The organism is Peribacillus sp. NPDC096447 (genome assembly GCF_044762725.1).
Taxonomy (GTDB): domain Bacteria; phylum Bacillota; class Bacilli; order Bacillales; family DSM-1321; genus Peribacillus.
In genome coordinates this window covers 1-17193 of record NZ_JBIWEV010000009.1, presented here as the reverse complement: position 1 = coordinate 17193, position 17193 = coordinate 1, and the positions used below count along the sequence as shown (strand labels likewise).

At 38.8% G+C, this 17193-nt stretch carries 16 protein-coding genes, 1 tRNA gene and 1 rRNA gene; 5 read left to right on the top strand and 13 right to left on the bottom strand.

Annotation, left to right across the window (positions count from 1 at the left end):
* The 3 genes from ACIQZD_RS23150 to ACIQZD_RS23140 form a co-directional block, all read right to left on the bottom strand.
* On the bottom strand, positions 1-1060 hold a 1060-nt coding region (locus ACIQZD_RS23150), incomplete at its 3' end, for a transglycosylase SLT domain-containing protein (protein WP_402906760.1).
* An 843-nt stretch (positions 1061-1903) separates the two neighbouring features.
* Positions 1904-4342, bottom strand: a complete 2439-nt coding sequence (locus ACIQZD_RS23145) for a DUF927 domain-containing protein (RefSeq protein WP_402906758.1) — start codon at positions 4340-4342, stop codon at positions 1904-1906.
* A 153-nt stretch (positions 4343-4495) separates the two neighbouring features.
* The gene (locus tag ACIQZD_RS23140; RefSeq protein WP_340878347.1) at positions 4496-4798 is read right to left on the bottom strand and encodes a helix-turn-helix domain-containing protein; all 303 of its coding nucleotides are present in this window, start codon (positions 4796-4798) and stop codon (positions 4496-4498) included.
* A 130-nt stretch (positions 4799-4928) separates the two neighbouring features.
* On the opposite strand from ACIQZD_RS23140, the gene ACIQZD_RS23135 reads away from it, so the two are divergent.
* Both ACIQZD_RS23135 and ACIQZD_RS23130 read left to right on the top strand, forming a co-directional pair.
* Positions 4929-5897: a helix-turn-helix domain-containing protein gene (locus tag ACIQZD_RS23135; RefSeq protein ID WP_402906755.1), complete on the top strand. Its 969-nt coding sequence runs from the start codon at positions 4929-4931 to the stop codon at positions 5895-5897.
* 16 nt (positions 5898-5913) lie between these two features.
* Positions 5914-7080, top strand: coding sequence for a site-specific integrase (locus tag ACIQZD_RS23130; RefSeq protein ID WP_230162267.1), 1167 nt, complete (start codon positions 5914-5916; stop codon positions 7078-7080).
* A 90-nt stretch (positions 7081-7170) separates the two neighbouring features.
* Here ACIQZD_RS23130 and groL read toward each other — a convergent pair whose 3' ends face one another.
* Complete coding sequence (groL, locus tag ACIQZD_RS23125) at positions 7171-8808, bottom strand: chaperonin GroEL (RefSeq protein WP_101225605.1); 1638 nt, start codon at positions 8806-8808, stop codon at positions 7171-7173.
* 59 nt (positions 8809-8867) lie between these two features.
* The gene (groES, locus tag ACIQZD_RS23120; RefSeq protein WP_101225604.1) at positions 8868-9152 is read right to left on the bottom strand and encodes a co-chaperone GroES; all 285 of its coding nucleotides are present in this window, start codon (positions 9150-9152) and stop codon (positions 8868-8870) included.
* A gap of 334 nt (positions 9153-9486) precedes the next feature.
* Between groES and ACIQZD_RS23115 the strand changes: the two genes are divergently transcribed.
* Together ACIQZD_RS23115 and ACIQZD_RS23110 are read left to right on the top strand one after the other, a co-directional pair.
* A complete protein-coding gene (locus tag ACIQZD_RS23115) occupies positions 9487-10212 on the top strand; it encodes a CPBP family intramembrane glutamic endopeptidase (protein WP_402906752.1) in 726 nt (241 codons plus the stop codon).
* On the top strand, positions 10209-10421 hold the full coding sequence (locus tag ACIQZD_RS23110; RefSeq protein ID WP_034306342.1) for a YdiK family protein: 213 nt from the start codon (positions 10209-10211) through the stop codon (positions 10419-10421). Before ACIQZD_RS23115 ends, ACIQZD_RS23110 begins: the two co-directional genes overlap by 4 nt.
* A gap of 27 nt (positions 10422-10448) precedes the next feature.
* On the opposite strand, the gene ACIQZD_RS23105 is transcribed toward ACIQZD_RS23110, so the two are convergent.
* Positions 10449-11108 (bottom strand): redox-sensing transcriptional repressor Rex, encoded by a 660-nt coding sequence (locus ACIQZD_RS23105; RefSeq protein ID WP_402906749.1) that lies wholly within the window; start codon positions 11106-11108, stop codon positions 10449-10451.
* Between the two features lie 33 nt (positions 11109-11141).
* Positions 11142-11648, bottom strand: coding sequence for a cyclic pyranopterin monophosphate synthase MoaC (gene moaC / locus ACIQZD_RS23100; RefSeq protein WP_402906747.1), 507 nt, complete (start codon positions 11646-11648; stop codon positions 11142-11144).
* A gap of 132 nt (positions 11649-11780) precedes the next feature.
* Between moaC and abc-f the strand changes: the two genes are divergently transcribed.
* The gene (gene abc-f, locus ACIQZD_RS23095; protein ID WP_402906745.1) at positions 11781-13700 is read left to right on the top strand and encodes a ribosomal protection-like ABC-F family protein; all 1920 of its coding nucleotides are present in this window, start codon (positions 11781-11783) and stop codon (positions 13698-13700) included.
* A gap of 269 nt (positions 13701-13969) precedes the next feature.
* Here abc-f and tsaD read toward each other — a convergent pair whose 3' ends face one another.
* The 6 genes from tsaD to rrf all read right to left on the bottom strand — a co-directional run bounded on the left by tsaD (position 13970) and on the right by rrf (position 17052).
* Entirely contained in the window at positions 13970-14983 is a 1014-nt protein-coding gene (gene tsaD, locus ACIQZD_RS23090; protein WP_402906743.1) for a tRNA (adenosine(37)-N6)-threonylcarbamoyltransferase complex transferase subunit TsaD, read from the bottom strand.
* A complete protein-coding gene (gene rimI / locus ACIQZD_RS23085) occupies positions 14980-15432 on the bottom strand; it encodes a ribosomal protein S18-alanine N-acetyltransferase (protein ID WP_101225599.1) in 453 nt (150 codons plus the stop codon). The genes tsaD and rimI overlap by 4 nt, the downstream gene beginning before the upstream one ends.
* 22 nt (positions 15433-15454) lie before the next feature.
* Positions 15455-16147 (bottom strand): tRNA (adenosine(37)-N6)-threonylcarbamoyltransferase complex dimerization subunit type 1 TsaB, encoded by a 693-nt coding sequence (gene tsaB, locus ACIQZD_RS23080; RefSeq protein WP_137020241.1) that lies wholly within the window; start codon positions 16145-16147, stop codon positions 15455-15457.
* Entirely contained in the window at positions 16147-16599 is a 453-nt protein-coding gene (tsaE, locus tag ACIQZD_RS23075) for a tRNA (adenosine(37)-N6)-threonylcarbamoyltransferase complex ATPase subunit type 1 TsaE (RefSeq protein WP_101225597.1), read from the bottom strand. Before tsaE ends, tsaB begins: the two co-directional genes overlap by 1 nt.
* A gap of 197 nt (positions 16600-16796) precedes the next feature.
* Positions 16797-16870: transfer RNA gene (locus tag ACIQZD_RS23070), tRNA-Met, on the bottom strand.
* A gap of 66 nt (positions 16871-16936) precedes the next feature.
* Positions 16937-17052: ribosomal RNA gene (rrf, locus tag ACIQZD_RS23065) — 5S ribosomal RNA — on the bottom strand.
* Positions 17053-17193 lie beyond the last annotated feature (141 nt).

Here is a 17193-nt window from a genome sequence, read left to right as displayed (position 1 = left end):
CAACCTTAGAATACGTACCTGTGCTTGATGTCGATCGATAAATCTCATACCCTGATGCACCGCTTACTGCCGCCCAGCTAGTTTTAATACTATTATAAGAAGAAGATACGGCTTTAAACGCGACTTGTTTCTCGATATAAGCCGATGAAACGTATCCACTATACTGTCCATCGAGTGTTTTCGCTGGAAACCAGACAAATTGATTTTCACTGATTTCAGACTCATCAAATTCAAATGTGCCTTCAATTAGTAAGGGTGTACCGATTGGCAATTTCACTTTATATTCCGGTGACCCTGGTGTTTCTCGTAATTTAACATCACCCTCCGTTGTCAGTACTCGGTCCCCTGCTTTTAATTCGATCGTTGTCTCATGAACACCCTGTACGATGTATTCTGGCTCTAGGAATTCAATAACCTTATCAACGTATTTGAAATCCTTCACTTCAAATGGATACCTTGCTAAGTCGGTATCCCCCATGTAACTTCCTTTTTTGATATTTAGGAAAACTTTTTCTTGATAGGCTTCATGATTAATTTCTCCCGATTCTTGGAATAGAGGGCTATTCACTTGCACGACCCCATTGTATGCCATGACAGGAAAATACCAATTTTCAATAATGTCTCGTCCTGCTCCATTGATGTGCGGAAGGGTAGTCAAACTGGCCTTGTTATTGAGAATACGTACGCCTGTTTCGATATTGTAAAGAATATCATTCTTTAAGCGCTCTTGCTGTTCCTTTGGTAATGTTGTGTCTGTGATCTGCATAATCCCAATTCCCTTGTCATTCGAGATGAACGGCTTACCATCGACGAATTGTCTCCAGTGGGATTCTTGTGTGGCAATCCCTTTTACGACTTCAGGCGGAATATCCGCTTGGATTGCAGCGTTTGTCAACAAACAATTGATATGTTGGTAAGTTGGGTTTTGATTTGGTTTAATGTCACCATATTGTTCACAATTCAATGACCATTCTGTTTCCGATTCTGCTGTCGCTTTTCCATGAAACAAACTGACCATACATGCCACTAGTAACCCTGTTTTTACTAAAAAAGATTTCATGACTCCATCTTCCCCACTCTATTTGTTTATGTAATTACCATTCTATTTATTTATGTAGTTATCAATTTATTTTAACATACTTAGTCCAGATTAAGTGTTTCACATTGTTGAAGTAAAAGTTTCAATGAAGCACTTTTTTAAAAAATTATTTAAATCAATCTTCGATAGCAAATACTTCCTCAAAGAAATTTCGATATTTGATGGGTAGCATCACTCTTGATGTAACCCAACGGATTATGAAAATCCACTTTCTTTAAAATCTTGGATGTGAGCTTCCCATTCTTTCTTTATAAGGCGTTTTTTCATAAAAAAACCTCCACATGTATGATGTAAGGAGATTATCTCATGAGCTATTTACAAGTAGTAGGTGGGGAATATTTGACGCTTACGTTTGTAATATGTCTACTAAAAACACGAATTCTTGTTTTTGTTCTTTTACTCGTTTCCCAATTCAGGTTAACTTAACAGCTAGTTATCTTTTAATCCAGAATTTTTGACATGTTAAACCTCCTGATTACTTGATACAAATTATGTGAGGCTAATACTTGCAGTTACATAAAAATAGATTATAATTCACTACTTTGTATTCATTTAAAACATAGATGTATCAACGCTATTTATGCTATATTTTAGGTGAAATTACAAAAATACAAGAAAAAAAAGAAACAGTAATATACTATAATTTAGCAGCACTAATAATAACAAAAAATCTATATAAATATATAATAACACTTGTAATTTTTGTATTCTTGTATTTATACCTTTAAAAAGGCTACTCTATCAACATTGTAAGGGTTACAAAAGAATACAAGTTATGTATCCTCATGTAACCCTTTTTGTAATTCAAAACTTTTTTGTGCTGAAGTCAAATCCCAACTTTTTGATAATATCTTTATTGATTAATATTCCTTTATGAGCCCTCCCTCTTTTATTAATAGTTGTGTAATCGACATCCAAATCCTTATTCTTAAAAGAGACAGTAACATTTCTTTTCAACCAGGCAGATCGAATTTGTTTTGCATTTACCCCTAAACTCTCTTTAATGTAAGCAGGAGTTAAATATAATTCCCCATTGTGATATAGGGCACTTATAGTTTGTGTAGGTTCATATTCTACATATAATCTGTTTCGATTTGAATCAATCTCTTCAAGTAACTGTTCCAGTTCTAATAAAGGTCTATCAACCGCCTTGTTCTCATTTGATATATTGTAGAAAAGTGCCTCAAGAGCGTTTAAATCCACATTCAATCCTTCACGATTAAAAAGGTCATTTAACACCTTTCCAGTAAACACTATAAAAGAGTAATGAAGAGAAATTCTTCTCGCAACATCATTCTTAACTGATTTTTCCAAATACATTTTTCTGTACTCTTCAAATTCCCGCGAATAAATATTTCGTTTATCCTTCCAACGATTTAAGAACTCAATTCCAATCGCACCATGATTGTCGGTAAATGAAGTGTAAAGTTTTCCTGAAAAGCTTTCGTCCTCACCTTCGAACGAGAAATCAGTAATAGGAATTACTCTTGCTGCTACACCTTGAGCTTCTGCATAGGCCAAGATTTCATTTTCACCGGATGTTAACATAATCGATCTCCATGATGCGGTGTGTTGGCTGCCTGTAATACTTCCCCTTAGCTTTCCTATGTTATTCACAAATTGATAGATCATCGTTTGAATCATTTTGGTGTCGTTTACTCCATTTGAATCATCAAGTATCTGAGGATAAGAATTCAGGAATGCGGATCTTCTTTCAACCGCCACTTTGGTTACATTAAAAGATCCAATATACTCTTTAGGGTTCCCCCACACTGATGAACAGAGTAGAAGCAAACCACTTTTGCCACTACTGGATTCTCCTGATACATCAACAACTATGGGCTTCATATCAAACTCATGTAAAATAACCGAAGCAAAAGATGCTAGTAAAGGGAAAACAGCCTTTGGATGATCTTTCACTAAGTTAAAAACATTTTTAATCCAACTTTCAACAGTTCCTTTTACTCCAAAGGACTCTAGTATTTGTTGTTCCCCCCCATCGCTCGGAACTATATGTATGTCTTTGGTTGAAATTGGATGTATGAAGTTTCCCTTTACATCCCCCAGCCGATTTACCATTTTGACTGTCGGTATTTCGTTTAGTCCTATGAACAAATCAAAGTATTCAATTAGGTGTTTAGAGTTTGAATCATTGCAACTTAACCCTTTATCTGCAAGTGCCAATAATTCACGCCTTGAAGCTAACATACCCGCAGGAACAGTTTCCTTATAGTCCTTTCCTTTGTTACGCCAACTAATTTCATAATATATCTCGCTTTTTTCAATATGTTCCAAGTATTTAGTTATGAATGGAACATTCCTGCTCACAAAGACTTCAATGTCTTGAAATTCTCCGTAGACCTTTTTCATTTCTATTCTATAAAGTGAATCATGCTTAATTCGATATGGCTCAGGTATGACAAATCCCGATACTTTATCAAAGTCATTGTTGCTTGATTCTGATTGTACCAACTGCTTTTTTCTTGTAGTAGACTCTAGTTTTCCAATACTAGCAATAGAGGCCTTTACATCATTTATAGTGTAGCTAACGTCTTTATCAATACAGAAATACTGGTAGATTAATAGCATGCTTTTCTCAACTTGCTCCATCGGTACTCCCGTTGATTTCAACCTTCTTCCAAAATCATAGAGTGATTGATTACGTGATCCATTTTGCATAGGAATTGAAAACTCATAACCTTTTGTCTTTTCAGCATTCCAAACTGGTCTTAAGAACCAAGGCAGTTCATTGGGGTGATCCGTTATTTGGGATATGAACCTACCTTCTGTGTTATAAGTCGGAAACACTATTAAACTATTAGTTGTGCCAACCCGAGTGTCTACTACAATCCCTATGGACGAAAAGAAATGACTAATCATTTTCACTTGAACGTTCTCATTAGAAGTTGCCTTAAAAATAAATTGAAAGCCCCTTGGTGTTTTGATTAGATGATGATGGACTTTTTCTCCTCTGAGCAACTCTACAAGATAAGAAGCATGCTCTAGAATATCTACATCGATTACAATAAAGCCTCTTGGGATTAATGCTCCAATCCAACCACCCTTTGATAGATGTTTTTGTATTCCTTCTTCAGTTAAACTTTCTTTATTTTTATATGACTCAAACGGTCTTTTAGCTGCACTATAGTTGGTATTCCCATTTAAATAACCTAGACATTTAATAATTTTCGCTCCTGGGAGAACTTTTTCTACACTTTGAGTGACTGATTTCCGATTAGCCATAGCACTTCCCCCTTTTATTTTTGCATTTGCTTATTCCTTAATTCGAATATAAAATAAGAGTGTAATGTTTTTTTGATGCCTATTAACTCACGCCTATGAGTTAGTGGGTTTTTTTGTGGTCTTTCTTCCATCACAAACACAACCATCCACAAATTATAGCTTCCGTTTATACTTCAAAATATCACCGCCATTGTTACGGACTTCAAGATAATATTTTTCCATAAACTCTTGTACTTCTTTTCTATTAAACAGCCATTTTGAACCTAATCGTACTTTTGGAAATTTCTCATCATATAAAAGATGCGATACGATTGTATTCCATGACATGTTCAAATAAGTTGCCAATTGCTTTGAGTCCATGAAAAACACTTCCATCTCAATCTCCTGTAAATGCTCTTCTACTTTCTGAAGGTAAAGTTCTTTCAATAGTTCCTGATCAATCTCAAAGCTAATCATTTCTTTTCCCCCGTCCATTTTGATTACAATCGAAACTAATATGGTTGCAATTGTTTACAACCACAGTGTAAATCATTACCATAAACTTTGCAACCACTTTAACAAAATCGTTCACAATTGTGTTATTATAATGAAAACAGACGTGAAAGTAGGTGTGAAAATGAAAAAGGTTAGTGCCTTTGGAGAGGAAATAAAGCGTATTAGAAAATCGAGAGGCTTGTCTATAAGGGTTTTAAGTGAGAAATCTGGAGTTTCTCATTCTTATATCTCTCAAATTGAAAATGGAAACAGAGATACACCACAACCAGAATTAATCAAAAAAATAGCAACCGGCTTAGGTGTAGACTACTTCGCATTAATGAGAATTGCCGGTTTCATGACACCAGATCGAAAAGAGTCAGATGACATTTCAGAGCTTTTGATTACTTTACCCATTGAATATAAAAAACAATTTATTGTTGAGAAGAAAGAAAATATTCCATGTCCTGATGATAACGAACCTTATATTAATAAGGCGACCCTTAGATCCGATATAAAGAGATTTCAATCTAAACTTGAGTACATGGTTCATGACAAATTTATATTTCTCCTTGCGTTACATGGTACAGCAGGTGACTTTTTAAAAATATTGAGATTGCATAAGAATAAAGACATCACCGAAATGGCTAAACATTTAAATACAGATAGTAAGACATATAAGTCACTTGAAGAAAACCTCAAAAGTAATTCAGCACTTCTAAAAGAATATGGAGAAAAGCTCGGAGAAATATTAGGTGTTGAAAATTTTGAAGACTGGCTAGAATTAGTAGCTTCAGCATTGATGAAAATTTTGCCTGTTTCAACAATCGTCGGTGCTCACACAAAAAGTGATCTCGAAATAATAGAAATCAGTGTACCATCTGTCTATCAAAAAACAGATGAGAATGGAATCGGCTATTATATTACCTATACCGAGGAAGAATTAAAAAGAAATTTATTTAACCTTGATAATATACTCAACCAAGAAGTACACGATGTTTTATATAAAGATAAAGTGTTATCAAAATCTGAAATAGAAAAAGTAAAGACGATGCTGAAATTGTTATTGGAAGATGACTAATTAAAGGAGGCACATAATGGCTTACTTCCGTAAACGGGGGGATAAGTGGAGTTACACCGTCAACCTAGGCATAGACACTATTACAAAAAAACGAAAACAGATTACAAAATCAGGATTTTCTTCAAAAACAGCCGCTAAAGATGCAGCTAAAGAAATGGAATTCAAAATTTCTAGAGGAGAATTTGTACAAGATTCTAATATGAACTTTCACACGTTAGCAGAAAAGTGGCTTGAAAGTTATTCAACACAAGCTAAAGTAAGTAGTGTACGTGCTAGAACGAAAGAATCTAACGTATTACTTAAACAGTGGACAAACACACCAATAAAAAGTATTAGTAAGTCTGTTTATAGAGAATATTTAAATGAGCTGAGCAAAATGTATTCACAGAACTATATGGATGGGATACATACAACAGGCAGAATGATCTTCAAATTTGCCGTTGAGTCTGAATGGTTACAACAGAATCCGACAGAAAACTATAGCCTTCCTAAACAACAAGCTACTATTGAAGAAGTTGAAAAGGAGAATCTCAGAAAGAAATTCCTAGAAAAAAACGAACTTATAGGATTCTTATCCCTTGCTCGTACTGAAGGACTTAGTAATGATTATACGCTGTTTTCGCTATTAGCCTATTCAGGCATTCGGATAGGTGAATCGTTAGCTCTCAAGTGGCCTGATATCAATTTTAGGAGTGGATCTATAAGAATTTCCAAGACTTTATATAATCCCACGAACAACAAGGTGAATTACACATTGCTTACACCAAAAACAAAAGGATCTATACGTACGATTAAAATGGACAATCAGGTCATGAAGTTGCTAAAAAAGCATCTACTACAGCAAAATAAAATGAAAATTCAAAACAGGCATCATTATATGGATGAAAACTTTGTCTTCACTTCACCAGAGGGATATCCATTGGTGCAAAAACTGCCTGCAATACGATTACAACGTCTTCTTAAGAAGTTACCGCATATCAACAAGGAAATAACGTTGCATTCATTCAGGCATACGCATACATCCTTACTGATCGAAGCAGGAGTGGGGTTGAAAGAAATTCAACAACGATTAGGACATACAGATATTCAAACAACGATGAATATCTATGCTCATATGACTGACAACATGGAAGAAAAGGCCTCCCATCAGTTCAGTAAACTGATGGAAGACCTTCAACTTTAAAAGATATTTACATGTTAGGTGAGCAAATAGGTGAGCATTTTTTTCTAAATACTCTTTAAACCCCTATATTTCAAGGGATTTAAAACCCTATTACATCATGCCGCCCATTCCGCCCATTCCGCCCATGTCAGGCATGCCCATGCCGCCAGCGCCAGCAGGTTCTGGTTTGTCAGCAACAACAGCTTCTGTTGTTAAGAACATAGCTGCTACAGAACCAGCGTTTTGTAGAGCTGAGCGAGTTACTTTAGTAGGATCGACGATACCGGATTCGATCATGTTCACCCATTGTCCAGTAGCTGCGTTGAAGCCAGTGCCTACTGCTTCGCCTTTAAGGCGCTCTACGATTACAGAGCCTTCAAGTCCAGCATTGTGAGCGATTTGACGAACAGGCTCTTCGATGGCACGAAGAACGATTTTCACGCCTGTTGCTACGTCGCCTTCCGCTTGAATTTCAGCGATTTTATTGTATACGTTAAGAAGTGCTGTACCACCACCGGCTACGATACCTTCTTCAACAGCGGCACGAGTGGAGTTCAATGCATCTTCAATACGAAGTTTACGTTCTTTTAATTCTGTTTCAGTAGCTGCACCGACTTTGATTACCGCTACGCCACCAGCTAATTTAGCAAGGCGTTCTTGTAATTTTTCACGGTCGAATTCAGAAGTTGTTTCTTCTAATTGAACACGGATTTGGTTTACACGAGCTTGAATTTGAGCTGTATCTCCAGCGCCTTCAACGATCGTTGTATTTTCTTTTGTAACAACCACTTTAGACGCACGGCCTAATGAATCGATTGTTGCAGATTTAAGATCAAGACCGATTTCTTCAGTGATTACTTCGCCGCCTGTAAGAGCTGCGATGTCTTCAAGCATTGCTTTACGACGGTCACCGAATCCAGGAGCTTTAACCGCAACAGCGTTGAATGTTCCACGAAGTTTGTTCACAACAAGAGTTGCAAGCGCTTCGCCTTCTACATCTTCAGCAATCAATAATAGCGGTTTACCTTGCTGAACAACTTGCTCAAGTACAGGAAGGATTTCTTGGATATTCGTGATTTTTTTATCTGTGATCAAGATATATGGATTCTCAAGGACAGCTTCCATTTTATCTGAATCAGTAACCATGTATGGAGATGCATATCCGCGATCGAACTGCATACCTTCTACTACGTCCAATTCAGTTGTGAAACCTTTAGACTCTTCGATTGTGATGACGCCGTCGTTACCAACGCGCTCCATTGCTTCCGCAATCAGTTGGCCCACTTCTTCATCAGCTGAAGAGATGGCAGCAACTTGTGCGATTGATTCTTTGTTTTCAACAGGTTGGGAAATGGCTTTCAATTCTGCGATTGCAGTATTGACCGCTTTCTCGATTCCTTTACGGATACCCATTGGGTTAGCACCAGCTGTTACGTTTTTAAGACCTTCGCGGATCATCGCTTGTGCAAGAACCGTTGCAGTCGTTGTACCGTCACCAGCTACGTCGTTTGTTTTGCTTGCTACTTCAGCAACCAATTTCGCACCCATGTTTTCGAATGCATCTTCCAATTCGATTTCTTTAGCGATCGTCACACCGTCATTAGTGATAAGCGGTGAACCGAATTTTTTCTCAAGAACCACGTTACGACCTTTTGGTCCAAGCGTTACTTTAACTGCATCTGCAAGTGCATCCACACCACGAAGCATGGAGCGGCGAGCTTCTTCACTAAATTTAATTTCTTTAGCCATTTATAAGTACCTCCCTAAAATTTTAAGAAAATTTTCGTTCAGTTAAGTATGATGTATAATTAGCCGATAACAGCTAGAATGTCGCTTTCACGTAAAATTAAGTATTCAGTGTTTTCGTATTTAACTTCAGTACCTGCATATTTTGAGAAGATAATTAGATCGCCTTGGGCAACCTCTAAAGCAACACGTTCGCCATTTTCAAGGACACGGCCAGTACCAACTGCTACTACCTTACCTTCTTGTGGCTTTTCTTTAGCAGTATCAGGAAGAACAATACCGCTTGCAGTTTTTTCTTCAGTTTGAACTAGTTCAATAATAACGCGATCACCTAATGGTTTTAACAAGTGAAACAACCTCCTCATATTCTCTTGATAATTTGTTACATGATTATTAGCACTCTTCATCATCGAGTGCTAACACATTTATAATATTAAATAAACCGAGCCTTTTTTGCAAGTATCTTATTGAAAATTTTTTATTAATTTCTGATAAATTACGGGTAAACTACTTTAGCATAATGATTTCCTTAACAAAGTTATTTAAATGTTATGTTAGGGGTACCTTTAAGTGGTGTTCTGCCTCAATTTTTGATACCATTTTGGAGTATGCGTTTATAGCTTGTCCCCATATCAGGAACGTTCCGAGCGGAATGGGTGACTATAAAAGGAGTTTTCATTTTTGAAAAAAGAATATTGGTTCGTCATCATCACCTATATTGCCATGCAATTATCCAGTATTGTTGGGGTACCCATTTTCATGCTGATCGGGTCTTATACCGGAATGCCGGCTGATGAACTCCAAGTGAAATCTGCAGCATACTGGATAGTTTTCAGTTTTCTCGCTGCTTTATTCTTGATTCTTTTTTTAATGAGAAAAGATATGAGGGAAAAGTTGGACACGAGAAATCAAACTTCCGTTTCGATGTCCATATTATGGGCAATTGCAGGAGTGTTCATGGCTTTTTTTGCGCAAAGCATTGCCGGCAGCATTGAACAAATGCTTGGGGTGGAGTCTGAATCTGAAAATACGCAGCAGCTCATTTCACTCATTTACAAAGTCCCCATGGTCATTTTCGTCACTTCAGTAATTGGACCTATATTGGAAGAATTAATTTTCCGGAAAATCATTTTCGGATCACTTCATAAACGCTTTAACTTCTTTATTTCAGCTCTAATCAGCTCAGTTATTTTCGGCTTGGCGCATGGTGAATTTGAACATCTTCTTTTATATACGGCAATGGGCTTCACTTTTGCTTTCCTTTATGCAAAAACAGGCCGCATTCTCGTATCAATGAGCGCGCATATTGCGATGAATACGCTTGTTATCATCCTTCAAGTTGTATATCGGGAGGATATAGAGAAGATGATAGATACTGCACAGGCCTTCATCGGAGGTTTATTATGAAACGTCAATCACCCTTATTCATGGGCATCATCTATGCAGGCTTAGGAGCTCTTTTTACCGCTATCGCGATTCAAACCGTCAATTCTTCTGGATGGGGGCTCTTCGCCTACATACTTGTCCTTATTGCGACTCTTGACTTTGGATCGGGCTTACGCATGATCATGCTGCACTTTAAGATTAAAGCAGCACAAAAAAATAAGAAAAAATAAAAAACGCTGCAAAGATGCAGCGTTTTTTTATTCCTCCAATGCGGCTTCTTCCACTACCGGATAATGTTTCAGGAAGTAGATGAGCGACTGAAGCTCCACGGCCAGGTCAATGTGGTGAACCCTTATGGATGCAGGCACGGTCAGCCTTGCAGGTGTAAAATTCAATATTCCTTTTATATCAGCTTTGACTAGACGATCGGTTATCGTCTGGGCTACCTGTGCAGGCACGGTCAATATAGCCGCAGTGATATTATTTTCCTGCAATAGTGTATCGATTTGATCCATATGATAGATGGGCACATCAGCTATTCGCTTGCCGACTTTTTCTTCAGAAACTTCGAAAGCCATTTCAATTTTTGTATTATTATTTTTCATGAAATTGTAATTTAAAAAAGCGGTTCCTAAATTTCCTACCCCGATTAAAGCGACTTTGGTCAATTCATCTTGATCAAGTGTTTTTCTAAAGAAGGATAATAAATAATTGACATTGTAGCCGTAGCCTTTTTTCCCAAGCGCGCCAAAGTAGGAAAAATCACGGCGTATGGTGGCAGAATCCACTTTTACAGCTTCGCTTAGCTCTGCCGAGGAAACTCTTTGTTTGCCTGAGGAATGTAAGTTCTTTAAAAATCGATAATACAATGGCAACCTTTTGGCTGTTGCCTGCGGTATCTTTGGGTCATGGTTCATTGTTCTTCCCCGCCTTCACACATGCTTTTCAACTTAATCTCTATCTGCTTGTTTTACTTGTCTTTTATAATCGTTACTGGAAACTCCGCCTGTTTTCTCCACTAAGAATGTAGGCCCTATCACCATTCCCTTATCAATGGCCTTACACATGTCATAAACAGTCAAGGCAGTCACGGATGCAGCTGTTAACGCTTCCATTTCCACACCTGTACTCCCTTTTGTCTTAGCTTCCGTTTCAATCCTAAGCCTGTATCCATGTTCTTCTTTTTCCCACTCAAAGGCTATATTGACCCCTTGCAGAGCAATGGGATGGCACATCGGAATGATATTGGATGTATTTTTGCTGGCCATTATTCCTGCAACCTGTGCAACAGCCAGTACATCACCTTTTTTCATTTTCTGGTTCGTGACCAATTCATATATTTCATCATTCAATAAAATGCTCGATTGAGCTACTGCCGTCCGGGTTGTTTCAGGCTTAGCACTCACATCGACCATTTTGGCCCTGCCCTGTTCATTAAAATGCGTTAATTCTCCCATTTAAGTAACCCCTCCTAAATCATACACTATTATTCCACTTTATGTAATAGCTTTTGTTTACCATGGAATCAAGCTGTTGCCGATAATAACTAAAATACGTTACACTAACTATAATCAATTGAGGTGAAATCTATGATTTTATTACAAATCAATCAACTATCGAAATATTATGGAGCTGAACTTATTTTATCAAATGTGAAGCTCGAAGTTCAAAATAAAGATCGAATTGCACTTGTCGGCCGAAATGGCGCCGGAAAATCCACTCTGCTAAAAATAATAGCCGGGCAGCTTTCCCATGATGGCGGTGAAATTATCAAACCAAAAGGCGTCACTATCGGCTATATGGCCCAGGATACGGGATTGGAATCCGAACTGACCATTTGGGATGAGATGCTGACTGTATTCACGGACCTTATAGAGCAGGAAAAGGAACTGCGTCGCCTTGAGGCTGATATGGCCAGACCTGACATCTTTGAAAACGAAACGATTTACCAAAAAGTGCTGAATGAATACGACACTTTGATGGTGGAATTCAAAGAGAAGGGCGGTTATCAATATGAAGCGGATATCCGTTCCGTATTGCATGGCCTTCAGTTTGCTGACTTTGACTATTCTACCCCAATTTCCACTTTAAGCGGCGGGCAAAAAACAAGGCTTGCATTAGGAAAGCTGCTTTTAAGGAAACCTGATATATTGATTCTGGATGAGCCGACGAACCATTTGGATATCGAAACCCTGACTTGGCTTGAACAATATTTACAAAGCTACCAGGGAGCTGTGCTCATTGTTTCCCATGACCGCTATTTTTTAGATAAAGTAGTAAACCTGGTATATGAGATTTCCCGGAATAACATGAAAAAATACCATGGTAATTATAGTTCTTACCTAGAGGGAAAAGCGGAAGATTATGAGCGGGACATGAAACTGTTCGAGAAACAGCAAGGGGAAATCGAAAAGCTTCGCGACTTTGTCCAACGTAATATCACAAGGGCTTCGACCACGAAAAGAGCACAAAGCCGACGCAAACAGCTCGAAAAGATGGATGTATTGGACAAGCCGCAAGGTGATGAAAAATCCGCGAATTTTTCTTTCCAGATTGAAAGGCAAAGCGGAAATGAAGTGCTCCACCTCCAGGACTTGGCTATCGGATACGAAGGGGAAACGGTATCAAGGAATATAAATTCCCGGATGACAAAAGGAGAGAGCATAGCTCTTGTTGGCCCAAATGGAGTTGGGAAATCAACTTTATTGAAAACGATCATTTCTAAGCTGCCTGCACTTTCTGGGGAGTTCCGTTTTGGAACGAACGTAGAAGTCAGCTACTACGATCAAGAACAGGCTAACCTTGTTTCCAATAAACGCGTACTCAATGAATTATGGGACGACTATCCCCTTAAACCGGAAAAGGACATCCGCACCGTACTCGGTAATTTCCTATTTAGCGGGGACGATGTTTTGAAAACCGTTTCCACACTAAGCGGGGGCGAAAAGGCTCGGCTTGCTCTAGCCAAAATGATGATGCAAAAAGGTAATTTTTTAATTCTTGATGAACCAACGAACCATTTGGACCTCGATAGTAAATTGGTGCTTGAAAACGCATTGATCGATTATCCGGGAACTATTCTTTTCGTCTCACATGACCGTTATTTCATAAATCGGATAGCAACGAAAGTGATAGAGCTCTCCAAAGACGGCAACGAAGAATTCCTCGGTGATTATGATTACTATTTAGAGAAAAAACAGGAGCAAGCGGAAATCCAAGCACTTGAACAGCAGGATCAGGCTAAAACTTTAGATGCAGCTGTAGAAAAAACAAATTACAAAATTGATAAAGAAGCAAAAAAAGCAGAACGCCAGCGAAAACGGCGCATTGAGGAAATCGAGGCAGCCATGGAGCGTCTTGAAACCGAAATAAGCGAATATAATGACCTCCTTTGCGATCCAAATGTTTTTCAGGACCACGAAAAAGTGATGGAAGTCCAAACAAAGCTTGATAATGCACAGGAAAAATTGGACCAGCTGCTCGAAGAATGGGCTGAACTGGAAGAATGACAAAAGACCGGGTCAATCGACTCGGTCTTTTTCACTTCAAATTAAAAAGTTATCCACAAACTTGTTAACAATCCACTTACCGTTCATTAGCCAATAATTCGAGTTATGCACATTACCCACAGAAACATATCCACTTATCCACAAAAACACCGCTTTATACACATGCAGTATGATGATCAAAAAAACTTTATCCACAGAATATTCTATTATTTTATTAACACGCTAAAAAGACAGGATGCCGAAAGTGTGGGATCCTGTCTTCTCGTCAATTAAAATGCTTCTATATCCAATCCAGGATTTCCGTTCAAATCCAAACCAGATCGTTTTCCTTTTTCAAACATGACACTGCCAGCAGCACCGATCATGGCGGCATTGTCCGTACAAAGATAGAGGGGCGGAATGGATATATCCATAGGTAAATCCTTAAAAGCTTCCGTTAATGCTTCCCTAAGGCCTTTATTTGCCGCAACTCCTCCAGCAAGCAATACCTGCTTCACATTATATTCCTTTGCAGCTTTTACAGCTTTCATTACAAGCACTTCTATCACGCTTGCTTGGAAACTTGCCGCTAAATCTTTAGGTTCGATTTTTTCCCCGCGCTGTTCTGCATTATGCAAAGTGTTGATCACCGCCGATTTCAACCCGCTGAAAGAAAAGTCATAGCTGCCATCCAACCATGCCCTAGGCAGTTTCAAAGTTGGTGAGCCTTCTTGCGCAAGCCTATCGATATGAGGACCGCCAGGATAAGGGAGCCCCAATGTTCGAGCCACTTTATCATACGCCTCTCCTGCTGCATCATCCCGCGTCTCCCCTATCACCTTGAACGAACCTGGCTCTTCTAAAAGCACCAATTCCGTATGACCTCCCGAAACGACTAAAGAAAGCGCAGGATATTCGATCTCCTGAATAAGCCGATTTGCATAGATATGACCAGCGATATGATGCGTACCGACAATCGGTATTCCATGTGCGAAAGCTACAGCCTTCGCCGCATTCACGCCTATTAATAGTGCCCCAACAAGGCCGGGTCCTTCTGTAACGGCAATGGCATCCAAGTCTTCATATGTCACACCGGCATGCAGCAGTGCTTCTTCAAGAACAATCGTAATTTGTTCTACATGATGACGGGAAGCTATTTCAGGGACGACACCGCCAAAACGTTTATGGCTTTCGATTTGTGAAGCCACGACATTACTAAGTATCTCCGTACCATTTTTTATGACAGCTGCCGCAGTTTCATCGCAGCTCGTTTCAATACCTAATATAAATTGATCTTTTTTCATGAAAAATTCACCCACATAACATAAGCATCTTCTTGATTGTCTGTATAATAATTTTTTCGGATTCCGCCCTTTTGGAAACCTAGTTTTTCATAGAGCGAAATGGCTACTGCATTACTGACACGGACCTCAAGCGTCATCCTCACCACACCCATCGAAATGGAGATTTCAATCATCTTCCTGAGCAAAGCTTCTCCTAGCTTTTGCCCTCGGTATTCTGGCAATATCGCTATATTGGTAATGTGCGATTCATCAATGACGATCCAGGCACCGCAATAACCGGCGATTTTCCCTTCATCCTCTATCACCATGTATACAGCATATTGATTATGATTCAATTCATTAAAAAAAGCTTCCCGGCTCCAAGGCAAAGTAAAGGACTGCTTTTCCACGTTTAGCACTTGGTCGATATCTTCCGTATTCATCTTTCGGAACGTCAATGTTTTACTCATAATAATCGGTCGCTTTCCTTGTTTATTTCCCCTGCTGTTCAAGCCACTTAGCTTCTGCTTCAGCCATGCGGATATAATTCGGTACAAACTGGTGAACATCCACTTCAGTCTTATCAAGACCAATGAAGGCAAGTTCGCTTGGCCTTGAATTATATGACTGTACCGGAGCAAATACCGCCAATTCCCCTAATGCATCCGTAATTGCATCCCGATGGATGTCCACATCTTGACCAACAAATAAAACAGGACGATTTAATTCCTTCAATTGATTCGCCCACTCAGAGGATAGAATATTACAATCTTCAATGACTGTCTTTAAAGAGTCCTTTTCCATTTCATATAATCCAGTATAAATCTGCCCTCTTCTTGCATCGAACAAAGGAGAGATCACCCCGTTAAAATAACGACCATTAGCTGCTAAAACCTCTAAGCTGGAAACACCTGATAAGGGAATTTGAAGCGTCCAGGCCAAGCTTTTCGCAATCGTCACTCCAATCCTGACCCCTGTATATGAGCCTGGACCTTGAGCGACCACTATCTTAGTCAGTTCTTTCGGTTTAGTATCACAATCCCTCAGCAGTGTCTCAATTGCCGGCATTACCCGCACCGAATGATTTTTCTTTAGGTTCGTCGTATACTCACCAATTACTTGATTCTCATTTACCAGTGCAATCCCTAATGTGAAATTCGATGTATCTATAGCTAAAACCTTCATCAAATAATCTCCTTACATAACTTTACATATCGTTCGCCTTTGGCTTCCAAAACAATACGCCGGCTGGTATCGCCCAGACGATAGATATAAATGGTCAAGATTTCCTCTGGAAGGTGATCCTTTATTAAATGGGCCCATTCAACGACAGTCACACCATCACCATCAAAATATTCATCAAAGCCTAGATCTTCTTCCGATTCACTTACCCGATAGACATCCATATGATATAAAGGCAAGCGACCCATGTATTCCTTTATTATCGTAAAGGTAGGGCTATTCACCATTCTGGTAACACCTAATCCTTTAGCCAGCCCTTTTGTGAATGCCGTCTTCCCTGCACCCAAGTCACCTTCTAAAGCCAGCACATCTCCACTGGAAAGCTTTTGAGCCAATCTATGCGCAAATTGCGCTGTTTCTTCCTCACTCTGAGAAATCCATTCAACATGTTGCATATATCAATCACCTTTATCATTATTAGGAAACGTCCTATAGTTCATGTCTAGAACCATAAACGCAATATTATGGAACAAAAACCATTCTATATGTAGTTTACCTTGTTTCAAAAGAAGAAACAAATAAGTTAGGGACATAATTATTCGAATTTCAGATAAAACAAAAAAACGAAACCTAAGTTTCGTTTTTTTCATGATTGCGGGGACAGGATTTGAACCTGCGACCTTCGGGTTATGAGCCCGACGAGCTACCGGACTGCTCCACCCCGCGACGGTATAAATCTTTCTTTTATAAATATAGTATTCCCATTTATTCAAAAAGAATACAATGATTATAGCTTGGCGGCGTCCTACTCTCACAGGGGGAAACCCCCAACTACCATTGGCGCTGAAGAGCTTAACTGCCGTGTTCGGAATGGGAACGGGTGTGACCTCTTCGCTATCGCCACCAAACATTTAATCTTTTTAGCACATTTATTATCATACCATGTATGAAATCAAAATGCAAGAAGAAATTTTCATTCCTTCAAAACTAGATAATAAGAAGGTATTTCATTTTTTTAAAGCGTTGGTTAAGTCCTCGATCTATTAGTA

Excerpts from the sequence above, each read along its gene's own strand:
- ACIQZD_RS23145 (WP_402906758.1), bottom strand. The coding sequence starts at position 4,342 with ATGGCTAATCGGAAATCAGTCACTCAAAGTGTAGAAAAAGTTCTCCCA.
- ACIQZD_RS23140 (WP_340878347.1), bottom strand. The coding sequence starts at position 4,798 with ATGATTAGCTTTGAGATTGATCAGGAACTATTGAAAGAACTTTACCTT.
- ACIQZD_RS23135 (WP_402906755.1), top strand. The coding sequence starts at position 4,929 with ATGAAAACAGACGTGAAAGTAGGTGTGAAAATGAAAAAGGTTAGTGCC.
- ACIQZD_RS23130 (WP_230162267.1), top strand. The coding sequence starts at position 5,914 with ATGGCTTACTTCCGTAAACGGGGGGATAAGTGGAGTTACACCGTCAAC.
- groL (WP_101225605.1), bottom strand. The coding sequence starts at position 8,808 with ATGGCTAAAGAAATTAAATTTAGTGAAGAAGCTCGCCGCTCCATGCTT.
- ACIQZD_RS23110 (WP_034306342.1), top strand. The coding sequence starts at position 10,209 with ATGAAACGTCAATCACCCTTATTCATGGGCATCATCTATGCAGGCTTA.
- ACIQZD_RS23105 (WP_402906749.1), bottom strand. The coding sequence starts at position 11,108 with ATGAACCATGACCCAAAGATACCGCAGGCAACAGCCAAAAGGTTGCCA.
- moaC (WP_402906747.1), bottom strand. The coding sequence starts at position 11,648 with ATGGGAGAATTAACGCATTTTAATGAACAGGGCAGGGCCAAAATGGTC.
- abc-f (WP_402906745.1), top strand. The coding sequence starts at position 11,781 with ATGATTTTATTACAAATCAATCAACTATCGAAATATTATGGAGCTGAA.
- tsaD (WP_402906743.1), bottom strand. The coding sequence starts at position 14,983 with ATGAAAAAAGATCAATTTATATTAGGTATTGAAACGAGCTGCGATGAA.
- rimI (WP_101225599.1), bottom strand. The coding sequence starts at position 15,432 with ATGAGTAAAACATTGACGTTCCGAAAGATGAATACGGAAGATATCGAC.
- tsaB (WP_137020241.1), bottom strand. The coding sequence starts at position 16,147 with ATGAAGGTTTTAGCTATAGATACATCGAATTTCACATTAGGGATTGCA.
- tsaE (WP_101225597.1), bottom strand. The coding sequence starts at position 16,599 with ATGCAACATGTTGAATGGATTTCTCAGAGTGAGGAAGAAACAGCGCAA.